Source organism: Micromonospora sp. BQ11 (genome assembly GCF_052068135.1).
In the GTDB taxonomy this organism is placed as follows: domain Bacteria; phylum Actinomycetota; class Actinomycetes; order Mycobacteriales; family Micromonosporaceae; genus Micromonospora.
Genome location: NZ_JBQHDB010000007.1, coordinates 60626 through 76216, shown reverse-complemented (window position 1 = coordinate 76216; position 15591 = coordinate 60626). Strand labels below are relative to the sequence as shown.

14 protein-coding genes are annotated in these 15591 nt (G+C 74.5%); 7 read left to right on the top strand and 7 right to left on the bottom strand.

The genetic code is table 11. The annotated features are described in order from the left end of the window. Positions 1-30 precede the first annotated feature (30 nt). Positions 31-1281, bottom strand: a complete 1251-nt coding sequence (locus ACTMSW_RS16655; RefSeq protein ID WP_441181517.1) for a DUF2786 domain-containing protein — start codon at positions 1279-1281, stop codon at positions 31-33. Positions 1282-1465: 184 nt separating this feature from the next. On the opposite strand from ACTMSW_RS16655, the gene ACTMSW_RS16650 reads away from it, so the two are divergent. Genes ACTMSW_RS16650 through ACTMSW_RS16640 form a run of 3 tightly spaced genes read left to right on the top strand, consistent with a single transcriptional unit; the run spans position 1466 to position 3203 of the window. Next, positions 1466-1918 carry a DUF2243 domain-containing protein gene (locus ACTMSW_RS16650; RefSeq protein ID WP_441181516.1) on the top strand — a complete coding sequence of 151 codons (453 nt, stop codon included), beginning with the start codon at positions 1466-1468 and terminating at the stop codon, positions 1916-1918. Next, positions 1915-2757 (top strand): cytochrome c oxidase assembly protein, encoded by an 843-nt coding sequence (locus ACTMSW_RS16645; RefSeq protein WP_441181515.1) that lies wholly within the window; start codon positions 1915-1917, stop codon positions 2755-2757. The genes ACTMSW_RS16650 and ACTMSW_RS16645 overlap by 4 nt, the downstream gene beginning before the upstream one ends. Next, positions 2757-3203, top strand: coding sequence for a DUF4383 domain-containing protein (locus tag ACTMSW_RS16640; protein WP_441181514.1), 447 nt, complete (start codon positions 2757-2759; stop codon positions 3201-3203). The genes ACTMSW_RS16645 and ACTMSW_RS16640 overlap by 1 nt, the downstream gene beginning before the upstream one ends. 25 nt (positions 3204-3228) lie before the next feature. Here the strand turns inward: ACTMSW_RS16640 and ACTMSW_RS16635 are convergent, their stop codons facing one another. The 4 genes from ACTMSW_RS16635 to ACTMSW_RS16620 all read right to left on the bottom strand — a co-directional run bounded on the left by ACTMSW_RS16635 (position 3229) and on the right by ACTMSW_RS16620 (position 6023). Continuing rightward, positions 3229-4182, bottom strand: a complete 954-nt coding sequence (locus tag ACTMSW_RS16635; protein ID WP_441181513.1) for an anti-sigma factor RsbA family regulatory protein — start codon at positions 4180-4182, stop codon at positions 3229-3231. Then, a complete protein-coding gene (locus tag ACTMSW_RS16630) occupies positions 4179-5009 on the bottom strand; it encodes an MEDS domain-containing protein (RefSeq protein WP_441181512.1) in 831 nt (276 codons plus the stop codon). Before ACTMSW_RS16630 ends, ACTMSW_RS16635 begins: the two co-directional genes overlap by 4 nt. Positions 5010-5057: 48 nt before the next feature. Beyond that, a complete protein-coding gene (locus ACTMSW_RS16625; protein WP_441181511.1) occupies positions 5058-5486 on the bottom strand; it encodes an ATP-binding protein in 429 nt (142 codons plus the stop codon). A 72-nt stretch (positions 5487-5558) separates the two neighbouring features. Next, positions 5559-6023, bottom strand: coding sequence for an ATP-binding protein (locus ACTMSW_RS16620; protein WP_441181510.1), 465 nt, complete (start codon positions 6021-6023; stop codon positions 5559-5561). Between the two features lie 194 nt (positions 6024-6217). On the opposite strand from ACTMSW_RS16620, the gene ACTMSW_RS16615 reads away from it, so the two are divergent. The 3 genes from ACTMSW_RS16615 to ACTMSW_RS16605 all read left to right on the top strand — a co-directional run bounded on the left by ACTMSW_RS16615 (position 6218) and on the right by ACTMSW_RS16605 (position 10609). Next, positions 6218-8275 carry a SpoIIE family protein phosphatase gene (locus tag ACTMSW_RS16615; RefSeq protein ID WP_441181509.1) on the top strand — a complete coding sequence of 686 codons (2058 nt, stop codon included), beginning with the start codon at positions 6218-6220 and terminating at the stop codon, positions 8273-8275. Between the two features lie 55 nt (positions 8276-8330). Continuing rightward, positions 8331-8954 carry an FIMAH domain-containing protein gene (locus tag ACTMSW_RS16610; RefSeq protein WP_441181508.1) on the top strand — a complete coding sequence of 208 codons (624 nt, stop codon included), beginning with the start codon at positions 8331-8333 and terminating at the stop codon, positions 8952-8954. Positions 8955-9019: 65 nt separating this feature from the next. Beyond that, positions 9020-10609 (top strand): serine/threonine-protein kinase, encoded by a 1590-nt coding sequence (locus ACTMSW_RS16605; RefSeq protein WP_441181507.1) that lies wholly within the window; start codon positions 9020-9022, stop codon positions 10607-10609. Here ACTMSW_RS16605 and ACTMSW_RS16600 read toward each other — a convergent pair. After that, positions 10606-11388: an alpha/beta fold hydrolase gene (locus ACTMSW_RS16600; protein WP_441181506.1), complete on the bottom strand. Its 783-nt coding sequence runs from the start codon at positions 11386-11388 to the stop codon at positions 10606-10608. The two genes, ACTMSW_RS16605 and ACTMSW_RS16600, sit on opposite strands and share 4 nt — an antisense overlap. A 57-nt stretch (positions 11389-11445) precedes the next feature. On the opposite strand from ACTMSW_RS16600, the gene ACTMSW_RS16595 reads away from it, so the two are divergent. Then, positions 11446-14517 (top strand): BTAD domain-containing putative transcriptional regulator, encoded by a 3072-nt coding sequence (locus tag ACTMSW_RS16595; RefSeq protein ID WP_441181505.1) that lies wholly within the window; start codon positions 11446-11448, stop codon positions 14515-14517. On the opposite strand, the gene ACTMSW_RS16590 is transcribed toward ACTMSW_RS16595, so the two are convergent. Further along, the gene (locus tag ACTMSW_RS16590; RefSeq protein WP_441181504.1) at positions 14493-15047 is read right to left on the bottom strand and encodes a dihydrofolate reductase family protein; all 555 of its coding nucleotides are present in this window, start codon (positions 15045-15047) and stop codon (positions 14493-14495) included. The genes ACTMSW_RS16595 and ACTMSW_RS16590 overlap by 25 nt on opposite strands. Between the last annotated feature and the right edge of the window lie 544 nt (positions 15048-15591).

Below are 15591 nucleotides of genomic sequence, written 5' to 3'. Positions count from 1 at the left end.
ACTCTTTCCCCGAAGTTGCGCGCTCGCTGGTCAGCGCGGACCGCGTCGGGCGCCGCGGATTTGGCGGGTGGGGCGGGACGGCCCGGCGGCGAGTGACGCTCGGTCGGCGGCGGAGGTGCCGGACGACCAGCCCTCCTCGTCGTGCACGGTGAGCCGGGCCCGGGTCACGCCGGGGAAGAGGGTGTCCAGGTGTTCCCGGACCGCCTCGGTGCGGGCGGCGAGCACCGGCAGCAACCGGTCCGGGCCGGTCTCCTCGACGGCCTGCCGGTTCGCCTCCTCGGTCGCGGCGCGCAACCGTTCCCCGATCCGCACCGCGAACGCGTTGAGGAAGGACTCGTCGTAGGTGCGGGTCCGCCGGGCACTTCCGCCGCGCCGCTCGCCCCGGCCGCGCAGCATCGCGGCGGTGGCCTGGACCAGCAGCGAGGTGTAGAGCAGCTCGACCGCCTCCAGGTCCGCCGGCCAGCCGAGCACGGTGGTGAACCCGAGGTCGTCGGACCACACCGCCTCGCACCGGTTGGCCGCCGCCACCTCCTGCACCAGCAGGGCCTTCGCCCCCGCGTACGGCGGGTCGGTGCCGAGGCGCACACCGTCGGGCAGGTCGCCGCGTTCCGCGCCGGGAGCGAGCAGCGCCTGGTCGATGCTGTGGCGGGCCATCAGCTCCTGCGCCTTTCCGGTCAGCGCCTCGGCCTCGGCGGGGAAGGTCGTCGACTCCGCCTTGGCCAGCAGGGCCCGCACCCGGTCGAGCATCCGGGAGCCGGACCGGGCGGGCCTGGACACCGCTCCGGCCGTTCCCGCCACGCCGGGCGGCGGGCGGAGCACGGCGATCGGGGGCAGCCCCTCGACCAGGGCGAGCACGTCCACCGCCGTCCGCAGCGCCGTGAACCGGTCCAGGCCGTGCCGGCTCGACCAGGCGGCGAGGTGCCGGTCGTCGTCGTCCCACCAGACCCGCGCGTCCAGGTCGCGCAGTTGGGCGTCCCACCACGGCGGGACCGGGTCGGGCAGGTCGCGGCGCTGCGCGGCCAGGGCGTCCACCACCAGCGCGGCGGAGGCGGCGCCGAGCCGGCGGAGGGCGATCCGGGCCAGGTCCGCCGGCTGCCAGCCGCGCGGGGCCAGCCGCGCCACGTTCGTCACCAGCCTCCGGACCAGCGCGGCATCCACCGCCACCCCGTCGTCCGTCGCGCCGGCGATCATCAGCCGGTCGAGCTGGCGCTCCGCCAGGCGTACGTCGGTGCCGCGTACCGCCGCCAGGGCGTCGTTGATCAGGTCCTCGACGTCCGGCACGGCCGCGTCCCTCCCGCTGAAGTGTGGGCGTGCCAGGGGAACCCGTGCCCGCCCGCCGACCGTACCCCCGGAACCGGCCGCTCCCCGTCCGGTCGTGACAGTTCCCACCCGAGTCGGGGTGGGCGCGGGGGCATGGTTCCTCCCGCGCTGGGTACGGCGACGGGCGTGAGGTGAGGCGGTGGGGATGGCGGGATCGGCGTGGCGTCGCTCGGCGCTGGCGGCGGGAGTGATCGGTGTCGCCGTGATGGCGGCGGTGGACGAGATCGTCTTCCACCAGCTCCTCGGCTGGCACCACTTCTACGACCGGTCCACGCCGTCGATCGGCCTGCTCTCCGACGGGCTGTTGCACGCGGCGGAGCTGCTGGCCCTGGTCGGTGGGTTCTTCTGGTACGCCGACCTGCGCCGCCGGGGCGCGCTGCTGCCCCGGGCCGCCTGGGGTGGGTTCCTGCTCGGCGCCGGTGCGTTCCAGCTCTTCGACGGCATCGTCGACCACAAGGTGCTCCGGCTGCACCAGATCCGGTACGGCGTGCACCTGCTGCCGTACGACGTGGTGTGGAACGTGTCCGCCGCCGTGCTGCTGCTGGCCGGTGCCGTGGTGCTGTGGCGGGCCCGTCCCCGGTCCGACGGCCGGCCGTGACGGTCCTCGCGCACGCCGGCTCCTCCGGCGAGGAGCAGCTGCTGCCGCTGGTTCCGGTCGCCCTGCTGGCCGGCGCGTACCTGCTCGCGGTGTCCCGGGACCGGCGGGGCTGGCGACCGGGACGTACCGCGGCCTGGTTGGCGGGGTGTGCGGCGCTCGCGGTGGCCCTCGGGCCACTGGCGGACGGCCCGGGTGATCCCCGCGCGCACATGGCGCAGCATCTCCTGCTCGGCATGGTCGCGCCGCTCGGCCTGGCCCTGGGCGCGCCGGTGACCCTGCTGTTGCGGGTCGCGTCGCCGCCCGTACGGCACCGCGTCGGGCGTGTCCTGCGGGCCCGGCCGCTGCACCTGCTCGGCCACCCGGTGAGCGCCGCCCTGCTCACCACGGGCGGGTTGGCGCTGGTACTGCTCACCCCGCTGTACGCCGCGGCGGAACGGCATCCCGCGCTGCACCACGGCGTCCACCTGCACTACCTCGCCGCCGGTTACCTCTTCGCCTGGTCGGTGGCCGGACCGGATCCGGCACCGCGCCGGCCCGGCCTGGCCGTACGGGTTGGTGCGCTGCTCGGCGCGGCGGCCGGTCACGCCGTGCTCGCCAAGTACCTGTACGCCCACGCCGCGGCCCTGCCGCCCGGCCTCACCGACCGGGACGTGGGCGCTCTCCAGGACGCCGCCCGGCTCATGTGGTACGGCGGCGACGTGGCGGAACTGCTGCTGGCCACCGCCCTCTTCGCGACCTGGTACGCGCGCACCCGCCCGCGGAAGGTTGATCGTCTGTTTCAAGGGGAACCGCCGGGGCAGAGAAGCTGCCAGTTGTCCTTCGATGAGAGGTTGACGTGATGGTGAACAGGGCTGGCACCACCACCGGGAAGCACCCGGTGCGCACGGCGGCGCAGGTCGTCGGGGCGGTCTTCGTGCTGGTGGGCATCCTGGGGTTCATCCCCGGCATCACCAGCAACTACGACACGATGCAGTTCGCCGGGCACGAGTCCGAGGCGAAGCTGCTCGGGCTCTTCCAGGTGTCGATCCTGCACAATCTCGTGCACCTGGCGTTCGGCGTCGCCGGGCTCGCCCTCGCCCGGACGATCTCCGGCGCCCGCACCTACCTGATCGGTGGCGGGGCCATCTACCTCGTCCTCTGGCTCTACGGCCTGGTGATCGACCACGAGAGCGGAGCCAACTTCGTCCCGCTCAACGGGGCCGACAACTGGCTGCACCTGTTCCTCGGGCTCGGCATGATCGGCCTCGGCGTGGCCCTGACCCGCCGGCCGGCCGACCGCCGTTGATCCACCGTGACCGCACGTTCAGCGGTCAGCCGGGGTTCCCGGCGGTCAGCCGCAGGGTGAAGCCGTCGGGACCCCGGCGCAGGGAGACATGGCTGCAGGACTGGTAGGTGATCCACAGGCCCAGCCCGCCGGGTGCGCCGTGGGAAGCGGGGAGCAGCCCGGCGTACGGGTCCAAGGGGCCGGGGCCGGCGTCACTGACCGAGACGACGATGCGGTCTTCGCCGGCCCAGAGCCGCAGGCAAACGGGGGCCCGGCCGTGCCGCAGCGCGTTGGTGACGATCTCGCTGACGGCCACGACGAGGTCCTCGACGTCGTCCTCCTTGAGCTGCCCCCGGTCGGCGTCGTACACGGCGCTGCGGGCCTGCGCCGGCGTGGGCTCGACCAGCACGACGGTCGGGGGCGTCTCCTGGATGGGGTCCGGCGGGATCGGCCGGTCCTCGCGGAGGAAGGTCTCCGGCGGCGTCCAGTCGTCGCTGGGCACGTGCCGGCCGTCGGCGGCGGCGAACCGGGGATGGGTCCGGGCCACGTCCGCCAGCACCGCCGCCGGAGTGGTCCGCGTGTCGTATGCGCACATGCTCCAGAGCGGGAAGTCGTCGTACGCGTGGTTGATCGCCGACTCGTACCGGGCCCACCAGTCCCACGTCACGCCGAACGCGGTGGCCGGCAACTCGCCGATGATCCGGATCTGCGCGGCGCCGGCCGCCACCTGCTCGGCCAGCAGCTCACGGTAGGAGCGGATGGCGGCGGCCGGTCGGGCGTACACGTCACCGCCGGGCAGGAAACGCACCCCGGAGTCGGGCGGCAGCGCCGCGCGGACCAGGCCGCCGGTGCGCTCGCCCAACGCCACGAAGGTCGGCTCGCCCGCCTCGACACCGCTGAGCAGGAACGGCACCACCACGGCGAGCAGTTCGTCGTCGGTGTCGTAGCGCAGGCCCACGTGGTAGTAGCCCCGATGCTGGGCGGCGGCTCCGGTCCTCACGGGCCCACCTCGACCCGCACCGACGACAGGGACAGGAGGGAGACCAGACGGGCGACGGCGGAACGGGACGTCCGGAGGACGGCGACGGCCGCGCGGCGGCGCGCGTACTCGTCCAGGGCCACCAGCGCCCGGTGGTCCAGGAAGCTCAGGTCGGTCGCCTGGAGGACCAGTTCACCGTCGTCGGGCTGCAGGTCCGCGCGGTCCAGCGCGGTGCGGAACAGGTGGCGGTTGTCCGAGTCCAGCGCGCCCGCGACCCCGGCGTGACCTACGCCGGGCGGGGCGGCGAACAGGCGGAACTGCGGCTCGGTGATGTTGGCCGCCGGGTGCAGGCAGGCGAGCTCCGCGACCGCCGGACCGAGCTGCGTCCGGTCGTACGCGCACATCGCCCGGAACGGCCGGGTGAGCATCCAGCGGTCGATCCGGTGTTCGTAGCGGGCGAACGCGTCGAGCTGCGCCGGGGTCCGCACCAGCTCGGTCGCGTCGGCGACGACGCGCAGCCCGCGGTGGCCGGCGGCCAGGGCCGCGGCGGTGGCGTCGTCGTACGCGGCGATCTGTGCGGACGCCGTGACGAGCGCGCCGGAGGCGTAGGCCGAGGACAGCGGGACGACCTCGGCCGCGCCCCGGGCCACGGCGTCGGCGAAGGCGGGCAGACGGAGCAGCCGCGTGGTCGACGCGTCGTCCGGCCGGGCCGTCACGTACCAGACCCGCTCACCGGCGGCCAGGCCGTCGAGGAGGTGACGCTCCGCCTCGGCGGCGAAGGCCCCCTGGTCGTCGTACGCCCAGCAGACATGGCGGAGCGCTGGTTCGCCGGTCCGGGGGCTCCTCACGCCGCCCAGCATAGGGCGCCTGCGGGAGCTCACCGTCCGGGCGGCTGCTCAGGCCCGCGGGAAGGAGGCCCAGATGTTCTTGGTGTCCTCCGTGGCGTACCAGCCGACGTCGAGGGAGACCGCCTGGGCGATCTGGAGGCCGCGCCCCCCGGTGTCGGCCGGCCGGACCTCGTCGAGGTCCGGCATGTGGGCCAGGTCGTGGTCGGCCACGTCCAGGATCAGGCAGTCGTCGGTGGCGAGCAGCCGGACGATGGTGGGCGGGATGCCGTGCCGCAGCGCGTTGGTGGACAGTTCGGTGGCGATCAGCACCATCACCTCGGGCACCTCGTCGAGGGATCCCCCCTCGGCGAGCACGTTGCCGGTCAGCTCCTCGTGCAGGGAGGCGCGGAGACCGCGCAGCTGCGCGGCGTCCGACAGCGTCCACCGTCGCAACTCGGTGGCCTGCGGCGGAGGCGGTGAGGTGCTGATTCTGGCCATGGCCCGGGTTGTACCCGGTCGGCACGCCGCCCAAGCCCGCCGGCGGCCGGTTGTCGGTTGGCCGACCGTGGGTCACCCGCGCGGCGGACCGCCGGGGCCGGGAAGGTGGACGGTGACCGTGGCGGCCAGACCGCCGGGCCGGCGCTGGAGGACCAGCGTTCCGGTCAGGTGGTGGGCCAGCCAGAGGCCCCGCCCGCCGGGCACGTCGGATTCCGGGAGGTCGACGGCCACGTCGTCCTGACCGGTGCCGTGGTCGGTCACCGTGCAGTGGATGACGTCGCCGTTACAGGCGAGCTGAAGATGGCCGGTTCCGCCGCCGTGCCGTACCGCGTTGGTCACCAGCTCGTGCACGGCGAGGACGAAGTCGTCCGCCGGATCGCCGGCCAGTCCGGCGGCCGCGACGCGGACGGCGAGCAGGTGGCGCAGCTCGGTCACCGTGGCCGCGGTGAAGGACCGGGCCAGCAGGACCGGGTCGCGCGGGACGGCGAGGGGAGGACGGTACGGGCGACTCCGCCCCGGCTCCCCCGCATCGCTCATGTCCGCAGGTTACGGGGTTTTCCGGAGCGCGCGACCTTTGCTCGACGGCAAGCACCCCGGCGGCCCCGACCACGCCCGCTCGGAACGGGGTGCCGCACGGCTCGCCGGGAGACCTGCCGACGGGTACGTTCAGGCGCAGGGTCGGGTCCGCCCGCCCACCGGCGAAGGGGGGTGCGGTGGTACCGGAGCAGGCGATGCGACCCCAGCTGCCGGACACCGCCTCACGGCGGTCTCCGACCAGCGCCGGCGGGTTCCGGGGCATCGACCTGGCCCTGCTGGAGACGGTGCTCGTGCACCTGCCGGTGGCGGTCAGCGTGCTCGATGCCGACCTGCGGTTCGTCCTGGTCAACCAGCGCGCGGCGGACATCAACGGCCACACCCCCGCCGAGCACGTCGGGCGTCTGGTCGCCGACCTCCTGCCGGGCATCCCGGAGTCGATCGGCGCGGTCGTCCGACGCGTCCTGGCCACCGGCGAGCCGGCGATCGACGTCGACATCGTCGGCCCTACCCCGGCTCGTCCCGGCGCCCCCCGCTGGCGCGGCAGCTACTACCCGGTCTACGGTGCCGCCGCCGCGGCGCCGACCTCGGTGGCCGTCATCTTCGACGAGGTCGACAGCCCGGACGCCCACGTGGGGGTCGGCGAACTGGCGGCCGACCGGGCCACCAGCCTCGGGGTTCTCGACACCCTGATCGACAACGCGCCGGTCGGCATCGCCGTCCTCGACACCGAGCTGCGTTACCTGCGGATCAACCCGATCCTCGCCGCCTGGAACGAGAAGCCCGTCGCCGCGCACCTCGGCCGTCGGCTGCGCGAGGTCCTGCCGAATGTGGCCGATCTGCTCGAAGGCGTCCTGAACGAGGTGGCCACCACCGGCCGGACGGTCCGGGACATGGAGATGTCGTACGCCGGCAACACCTGGCTGAGCAGCTACTTCGCGGTGCCCGGCGCGTCCGGCGAGATCGCCGCGCTGGCAATCCTCGTCACCGACGTCACCGCCCGCCGCCGTGGTGAAGGAAGGGCCCGTCGCCTGCAACGCTTCACCGCGGCGCTCGCGCAGGCCCTCACCGTCGCCGACGTCGTCGAGGCCGTCGTCGCCACCGGAGTCCGGGCCGCCGGTGCCGACGTGGCGGGCGTGGCCCTGCTCGACGAGCGCGGCACCCGCATCGACTTCCTGCCCAGCACGGCGACCACCGGTGGGCCGCCGTCGCGCTGGGCCGGCGTCGACCGCGATGCCGACCATCCCATCGCCGAGGCACTGCGTACCGGCGAAGCGATCTTCTACCCCGCAGTGGACGCCCTGGTTTCCCGCTACCCGCACCTCACCGCTACCCGCGACCAGACGGGGGACCGCGCCCTCGCCGTCATCCCCCTGCGGGGACGCGGCACCGCCACCGGAGCGCTGACCTTCGCCTTCCGCCGGGAGCAGCCCTTCGACGCCGAGCACCGGGACGTCCTCACCGCCGTCTCCGGTCTGGCCGGGCAGGCGCTGGCCCGCGCCCAGCTCTACCAGCGGGAGCACGAGACCGCCGTACGCCTGCAACGCAGCCTGCTGCCCACCCGGCTACCCCGCATTCCGGGCGTCGACGTCGCCGCCGCGTACGTGACCGGCGACGCGGCGGAGGTGGGTGGCGACTTCTACGACGTCTTCCCGGTCGGCGCCGGGGCGGACACCGAGTGGGTGGCAGTCATCGGCGACGTCGCGGGCCGTGGGGTCAACGCCGCCTCGGTCACCGGGCTGGCTCGGCACACGCTGCGCGTCACCGCGGCGCTGGCCCCGCCGGCGGAGGCCCTGCGCGCGTTGCACGAGCGGCTCACCGCCGACCCGGACGTGGACCGGTTCGTCACCGTCGCCTGTGCCCGGCTGCGGCAGCGGGACGGTGCCGCCACCGTCGACCTCGCCTCCGGCGGGCACCCGCCGGCCCTGGTGCGCCGCGCCGACGGGCACGTCGACGTGATCTCCGTACGCGGCGTCATCCTCGGCGCCTTCCCGGAGGTGCGACTCGGACAGTCCACCGTCGAGCTGCGCCCGGGCGACACCCTCGTCCTCTACACCGACGGCGTCATCGAGGCACGCGGCCCGGAGGGCCTCTTCGGTCAGGAACGCCTCGTGCGTCTGCTGGAGGACCTGCCCGGCGGTGACCCGACCACGGTGGTCGGCCGGATCCGCGAGGAGGTGGCCGCGTACCAGCGCGGTCCGCAGGCCGACGACCTCGCGGTCCTCGCCCTGCGACTGACCGGCGAGCGCCCCTGACCGGCCGGTGTCCGCCGGTCGTTCGCGACGTGGGCGCTCTGGCATGATGTCCGACGTGCTCGCGTCGTCCGATCCCGAGCCGACCGTGCGTACGGCGGCAGCGACTCCGACGGTGGCCGCCGGCCGGAGCCGGCACCGTGCCGCCGACGACGGCAGCCGGACGATGTGGATCGCCGTGGCGGGCGCGGCCGTCGTGGTCGTGGTCGCCGGGCTGATGGTCGCGGTCTCCGGTGACGTCGGCGGGGGCGGGACGGTCCCCGGAGCTGCCTTCGCCTCCCCCGTCGGCACCGGGACGCCGGTGGCGACCGAGGAGCCGGTGTCCGAGGAGCCGGTCGCCTCCCCGACGACGTCGAGCACACCCACGGCCGCACCGACACGGTCACCGTCACCACCGCCGCGGGTGCGTCCCGCCGATGTCGTCGCACAGCTTCAGTCGACGCTCGACCGTCTCGTCCGGCAGGATCAGCTGCCCCGCAATGCCGGCCGTGAGCTGCGCAAACGCCTGCACGACGTGGAGGAGAAACTTGCCGACGGCGACGTCGGCGGGGCGCTCGAGAAGCTGCGCGAGTTCGCCGAGAAACTGGTCGACCTGCGCCGGGAGGGCAAGATCGGCGAGGACGGCTACGCGGTCCTCGCCGCGGGCGCGACGCAACTGGCGCAGGCGCTTCCCGCCCGCTGATCCCGTGAGGGGTGCCGTATGGGTCGACGTTTTCTCCTCCGGCCGGCAGGGCATGGTTGTCGGTGATGAACACCGGGGACCTGATGGACGGGCGCTACCGGCTGCGGGACCGGCTCGGCGCTGGCGGCATGTCGGTGGTCTGGCGTGCGCACGACGAGGTGCTCGAGCGGGACGTCGCGGTCAAGGTGCTGTCGCCGGACCTGGCCGACGATCCGCTGCTGCTCGACCGTGTGCGGTCCGAGGCGCGCGCGGCCGCCCGGCTGCGCCACCCCAACATCGTCGAGGTCTACGACTACGCCGAGGCGGCCGGTCCCGCCGGGCGTCCGCTGCCGTACGTGGTGATGGAGCTCATCGAGGGCCGGACACTGTCGCAGTTGCTCACCGCGGGGCCGCTGCCCTGGCGGGTGGCGGTGCTGATCTCCGCGCAGGTGGCCGCCGCGCTGGCCGCCGCACACGAGCGCGGGGTGGTGCACCGGGACGTCAAGCCGGGCAACGTGGTGGTGGCCGGCGCCGGGGTGAAGCTGGTCGACTTCGGCATCTCGGCCACCTCGGGGGAGAACGACCGCGCGGCCGGGCAGCTGCTCGGGACGCCGGCGTACCTGGCGCCGGAGCGGTTGGAGACGGGCCTGGTACGGCCGGCCACCGACGTGTACGCGTTGGGCCTGCTGCTGTACCGCACCCTGGCGGGGCAGCTTCCCTGGCGCGCCTCCACGACGACCCAGATGCTCGCTGCCCATCGCTACCAGGAGCCCGCCGCGCTGCCCGCGCTCGCCGACCTGCCGGCTGAGGTCGCCGACCTGTGCCGGCGGTGCCTCGACAAGGACCCGGGCCGTCGACCGGCCGCTGCCGAGGCGGCGGTGCTCCTGGGCGCGGCGGCCGGACTCGCACCGGCTGTGCTCCTGCTGCCCGACGGCGACGCCACCGGGGCCCGGTCCACGACCACGGCGACCCGTACGGCCCTGCTCGCCGGTGGCACGGCCGCCGCGGTCCGAGCGGTGGCGTCCGGCCCGCTCGCCGCACCGCTGCGCCGGTGGCGGCGGCTGCCGCGCCGCGGGCGCGTCGTCGTCGGCACGGGTGCCGCCGCGGTGCTGCTCGCCGGTGCCGCCGTGGCGGGCACGCTGAGCGAGAGCCCGCCCGGCGACCGTGCGCGGGCCGGTGTCCCGGCCGCGGTCAGCGGGCTGGGGGAACGCCAGCCGTCGTGCACCGTCCGCTACACCGTCGGTCCGGCCGTCGACGGCCGGTTGTCGACCACCCTCAGCGTCGCCAACACCGGGACCGTCGCGGTCCCGGCCGGACGGCTGACCTTCACCCTGCCCGGTGACCAGCGGCTGGTCGGCGGCTCGCCCGGCACCTGGCGGCAGGACGGCCGTACGGTCTCCGCGCAGATCGGCACCCTGCCGCCGGGACGGACGCTCACCGCCGCGATGCGCGCGACGTACCGGGGGGTGAACGTTCTGCCGGACCGGTTCCAGCTCAACGAGACCGCGTGCCAGGCCGTGCTCTCCCTGCAGGGCGGGACCACCCGACCGGTCCCCGCACCGGACGGCGCACGGCGGGACGGAGGCGACAAGAAGAAGGACCAGGGCAAGGACGAGAAGAAGAAGAACGAGGGCCGGGGCGACGACGAGGACGACGACGGCCGGGGCGACGACTAGTCACGCCCGTCGAGGAACTCCTCGACCATCGGGGCCAGCCACTCCGCGCGCTGCGGCACGGTCACGTGGGTGGTGCCGGGCAGGACGGCCAGCCGGGAGGCCGGCAGGCCCGCCAGGTCGCCGACCACCCCGCCGCCCAGCAGCCGGAACATCTCGACCGCGTGTTCCGGCCGGACGATGTCCGAGTCGGCGAGGACGAGCAGCGTCGGGGCGGTCATCGCCCGGATGGCCGACGGCGGCCACCGCGGCGGGTCCGCGTCCAGGTCCTTGACCTTGCGTACGAGGGTGGGCCACGCCGTCGGCTCGGGGGCGGTACGCACGTACTCCTCGTGGAACTCCGAGCCGTGCAGGTGCTCCGGTCGCAGGTGTTGGATTCCGTCCAGCACACCCGGATGTATGCCGGACCCGTCGAAGCTCACCGAGGCCAGTACCAGCCGGCCGACACGGTGTGCGTGGTCGGTGCCGAGCCGCAGGCCCACCGCCGCGCCCAGGCTCCAGCCGAACACGTCGGCGACGGCGACGCCCAGGTGGTCGAGGAGGGCGACGACGTCGGCCGCGAGGCCGTCCACCGTCAACGGGCGGTCCACGTCCGGTGTGCGCCCGTGGGCCTGGAACTCGACCGCGATCACCCGACGGTTCCTCGCCAGCAGCGGCAGCACCGTGCCGAACGAGGTGCCGATGCCGGAGAGGGCCCCGTGCAGGAGCACGAGCGGCCGGCCCGGCCCGGCGCCGTGCGACTCGTAGTAGACGGTCAGGTCGTTCACCGATGCGTATGCCATGACCTCACCCTGCGCCGGGCCGCTTACGACCCGCTTACCGCAGGTAGGGTGGCCGGCATGCGTTTCGGCGTCCTCGGACCGCTCGCCGTCGTCACCGACGCGGGCGTCCCGGTGACGGTGCCCGGGGCCAAGGTCCGGGCGCTGCTGGCCGACCTGCTCGTGCACCGCAACCGGGTCGTGTCGACCGGCCGGCTGATCGACGACCTGTGGGGTGACGACCCACCGGCGAACGCCGCCGGGGCGTTGCAGGTCCGCGTGTCCCAGCTGCGCAAGGCCCTCGACGACGCCGAACCCGGCGCGCGCGACCTGGTCGGGTCGCGGGCACCCGGGTACGTGCTGCGGACCGACGCGGTGGACGCCGAGCGGTTCGTCGAGCTGGCCGCCGAGGACGACGTGGACAGCCTCACCGAGGCGCTGGCGCTGTGGCGGGGCGACCCGTACGCGGACGTCGCCGACGAGGAGTGGGTCCGCGCGGAGGTCGCGCGGCTCGACGAGGCCCGGTTGGTGGTGGTCGAGAAGCTGGCCGCGGCCCGGCTGGCCCGGGGTGAGCACGCGCTGGTCGCCGCCGACCTGGCCGAGCTGGTCGACCGGCATCCGCTGCGCGAGGGCCTGCGGGCGCTCCAGATGCGGGCCCTGTACGCGACCGGCCGCCAGTCCGACGCCCTGGACAGCTACGCCGACCTGCGGCACCGCCTCGCCGAGGAGCTGGGTCTCGACCCCGGTCCGGACCTGGTCGCGTTGCACCGGCGGATCCTGGCGCAGGACACGGCGCTGAGCCCGCCGCCGGCCGCCGCGCGGATCCGCAACAGCATGCCCGCCCGGCTCGACGAGCTGGTCGGCCGCGCCGAGGTCCTCGCCGAGCTGCGCGCCCTCGTGCCGCAGCGGCGGCTCGTCACGCTGGTCGGCCCGGGCGGCGTCGGCAAGACCCGGCTGGCCACGGAGGTCGCCCGCGAGCAGTCGTTCCCCGACGGCGTGCACCTGGTCGATCTGACCGTGCTGCGCCCCGGCGAGACCGCCGCCGCGGACCTGGTGCTGGCCGCGCTCGACGTCCGCGAGGTCGCGGGCGCCAGTGTCACCGCCGACGACCACCTGGTGGCGGCGCTGCGGCACCGGCGGACGCTGCTGGTCCTGGACAACTGCGAGCACGTCGTCGAACCGGCCGCCGCCCTGGTCGCCCGGCTGTTGCGGGAGGCGCCGGAGGTGACCGTGCTGGCGACCAGCCGGGAACCGCTCGGCCTCGCCGGGGAGGTGCTGTGGGAGGTGCGGCCGCTGCCCGTACCCGGGGACTCCGCGGACCTCGACGCGATCCGGCGGTCGGCGGCGGCCCGGCTGTTCGCGGCCCGGGTCGGCGCGCAGCAGCGCGGCTTCCAACTGGACGAGCGGACCGCGCCGGCGGTCGCGCAGCTCTGTCGGCGGCTGGACGGCCTGCCGCTGGCGTTGGAGCTGGCCGCGAAGCGGGTACGCGCCCTGGGCCTGGACGGTGTCGTCGCGCGCCTCGACGACCGGTTCCGCCTGCTCGGCACGACGCAGCGGGACGTGCCGGCACGCCAGCGCACCCTGACCGCCGTCATCGGCTGGAGCTGGGACCTGCTGGGAGACGACGAACGGGTGGTGCTGTCCCGCCTCGCCGTGCACCCCGACGGCTGCCCGGCCGAGGCCGCCGAGGCGGTCTGCGGCGCCGACCTCGACGTCCTGGCCGCACTGGTCGACCGGTCGCTGGTGGTGCTGGACACCTCCGGCGTGGTGCCGCGGTACCGGCTGCTGGAGTCGGTCGCCGCGTACGCCCTGGAGCGCCTGGACCCGGCCGACCCGGTCCGGGCACGGCACGCGGCGTACTGGACGGAGTGGGCCGAGCGCGCCGACCCGCTGCTGCGCGGGCCGGGCCAGCGCGAGTGGCTCGCCCGTCTGGACGCCGAGACGCCGAACCTGCGCGCCGCCCTCGCGTTCGGCGGCGGTTTGCGCCTGGCCAACGCTCTGACCTGGTACTGGTTCTTGCGCGGGCGGCTCACCGAGGCCCGCCGTGCGCTGGCCCTCGACGGTGACGCCGGCGCGCGCGCCGAGGCGGCCGTGTGGCGGGCGGGGTTCACGCTCCTTCAGGGCGGGTCCGTTCCGGACGGCGACATCGACGCCGCCCTCGCCGGGCACACCGACGGCCGCGCCACCTGGTTCCTGGCCGCGGCGCTGCTCGGCAGCAACGACCGCGTGCGCAGCGCCGAGCTGCTGGACCGGGCCCTGGCGGCCGGCGACGGCCCGTGGGTCGAGGCGGCCGTGTGCGTGACCCGGGCGATGCTGGCCCATGCCGCCAGTGACATCGTCGGGCTGGAACGCGCCGCCACCCGCGCCGCCGCGCTGTTCGCGGAGCTAAGCGACGACTGGGGGCGGTTGCAGGCGACCGACTGGCTCGGTGGCCTGGCCGAGCTGACCGGCGACCACGAGCGGGCCGTCGCCCTGCACCGCGAGGGCCTGCGCTGGGCCGAGGAACTGGCGCTGTGGCCGGAGGTCGGCAGCAAGCTGTCCTGGCTGGCCTGGCTCGCCGTGCAGACCCGGGACCACGGTCACGCGCGGGAGCTGGCCGAACGCGCGTACCGGCTGGCGGTGGAGCAGGACGCGCCGGCCGCGCGGGTCTTCGCCGAGCTGAGCCTCGGCATCGCCGCCCGCCGGGACGGGAGGCTCGACGTCGCCACCACCCACCTGGAGCGCCTGGTGGAGCAGGGCGGGGAAGACGCCCTGTTCCTGCCGATGGTGCTGGGCGAGCTGGCGTACGCGGTGGCGGAGGAGGGGGACCGCGACCGTGCGCTGGCGCTGCACGCCCGCGCCTTCGACGTGGCCGTGGCGATCGACGCGCCCCGGGACGCGTGTGGTGCCCTCGACGGGCTGGCGTCCGCGGCGCCGACCCCGGAGGTCGCGGCGCGGATCCTCGGCGCCGCGCACGCCCTCCGGGTCGCGTCGGAGGTGCCGGCCGCGCCGGCGGAGCAGGACGAGATCGACCGTACGACGACACGGCTGGTCGCGGCGCTCGGCCCGGACGGGTTCGCCGCCGCCTACCGGGCGGGACGCGACCTGGGCCCGGGTGAGGCCCGGGCCCTGGTCCGACCGACGTCCGTCTACCCGGCGGCAGCCGGCGTGTAGGTCGCGATGATCACGCCGTTCTTCATGACCCTGGTGTCGGCAAGCGTGAGCGTGGTCCGCGCGTCGGGCAGTGGCGCCGAGACCGACGGCCCGCCGACGAACACCGGGTGGATCCAGAACCGCACCTCGTCCACCAGGCCGGCCCGGACCAGCGTGTCGGTGAGGACGCCGTAGCCGTACATCAGGATGTCCCCGCCGGCGGAGGCCTTGAGCTTGGTGACGGCCTGGACCACGTCCCCCTGGAGCACCTCGCTGTTCTTCCACTCCGGGTCGGTGAGCGTGGTGGAGGCGACCCACTTCTTGACGTTGTTGAAGTAGGCGGCGCCGGTGCTCGGGTCGCTCTCGTCCATGTTGGGCCAGGCGCTGGCGAAGCCCTCGTAGGTCTTCCGACCCAGGAGCAGCGCGTCGGCCGCGTCGGTCTGCGAACCGGCGAAGGCGGCGGCCTCGTCGTCGAAGTACGGCATCGTCCACGCCGGGTCCTCGATGACGCCGTCGAGGGTGATGTAGGTCGAGTTGATGATCCTGCGCATCGCGGGCTCCTCCTGGTCGTGTCCGTCTCTGTTCGACGAGCACCACTCTGCGGGATGCCGCTTACGGTTCGCTTCAGGTGCCCTTACGGCTGCCCCGGCATTGCCGTTCCCGCCTTTGTTGCCAACGACCCGGCGCGTCTACGCAAACCAGGCAAGACTGGCGTCTCGCCACGACTTTCCCGGTATGTCGTCGGCACCATAGCCAGATGGATACCCGTCACTCGCCGGCCTGCTCAGGCTCGCGCCGATCGGGTATAGCCACACGAGCCGTGCCGCTCTGACCACGGAGCGCAATAGAGTTGTCCCATGGCGCACGCCGCGGCCCTCGTCGCCGACGCGATTGCGTTCCATTCGATGTGGCAATTCGGAATCTTGGGGGAGAGGACGTCTGGGGGGACATCTGCATCGACCCGTACCCGTCGACCATAGAGCGGATATCGCCGATCACCGACGCTGACGAATTCGATGTCGGGTCCCGCAGTGAACTGGTCATTCGCCCGAGCGAGTTCCGGGCGGGTGCGCCCTGCGGCGAGTCGGGGTGATA

Excerpts from the sequence above, each read along its gene's own strand:
- ACTMSW_RS16650 (WP_441181516.1), top strand. The coding sequence starts at position 1,466 with ATGGCGGGATCGGCGTGGCGTCGCTCGGCGCTGGCGGCGGGAGTGATC.
- ACTMSW_RS16640 (WP_441181514.1), top strand. The coding sequence starts at position 2,757 with ATGGTGAACAGGGCTGGCACCACCACCGGGAAGCACCCGGTGCGCACG.
- ACTMSW_RS16625 (WP_441181511.1), bottom strand. The coding sequence starts at position 5,486 with ATGGCCAGAATCAGCACCTCACCGCCTCCGCCGCAGGCCACCGAGTTG.
- ACTMSW_RS16620 (WP_441181510.1), bottom strand. The coding sequence starts at position 6,023 with ATGAGCGATGCGGGGGAGCCGGGGCGGAGTCGCCCGTACCGTCCTCCC.
- ACTMSW_RS16615 (WP_441181509.1), top strand. The coding sequence starts at position 6,218 with ATGCGACCCCAGCTGCCGGACACCGCCTCACGGCGGTCTCCGACCAGC.
- ACTMSW_RS16605 (WP_441181507.1), top strand. The coding sequence starts at position 9,020 with ATGAACACCGGGGACCTGATGGACGGGCGCTACCGGCTGCGGGACCGG.
- ACTMSW_RS16600 (WP_441181506.1), bottom strand. The coding sequence starts at position 11,388 with ATGGCATACGCATCGGTGAACGACCTGACCGTCTACTACGAGTCGCAC.
- ACTMSW_RS16595 (WP_441181505.1), top strand. The coding sequence starts at position 11,446 with ATGCGTTTCGGCGTCCTCGGACCGCTCGCCGTCGTCACCGACGCGGGC.
- ACTMSW_RS16590 (WP_441181504.1), bottom strand. The coding sequence starts at position 15,047 with ATGCGCAGGATCATCAACTCGACCTACATCACCCTCGACGGCGTCATC.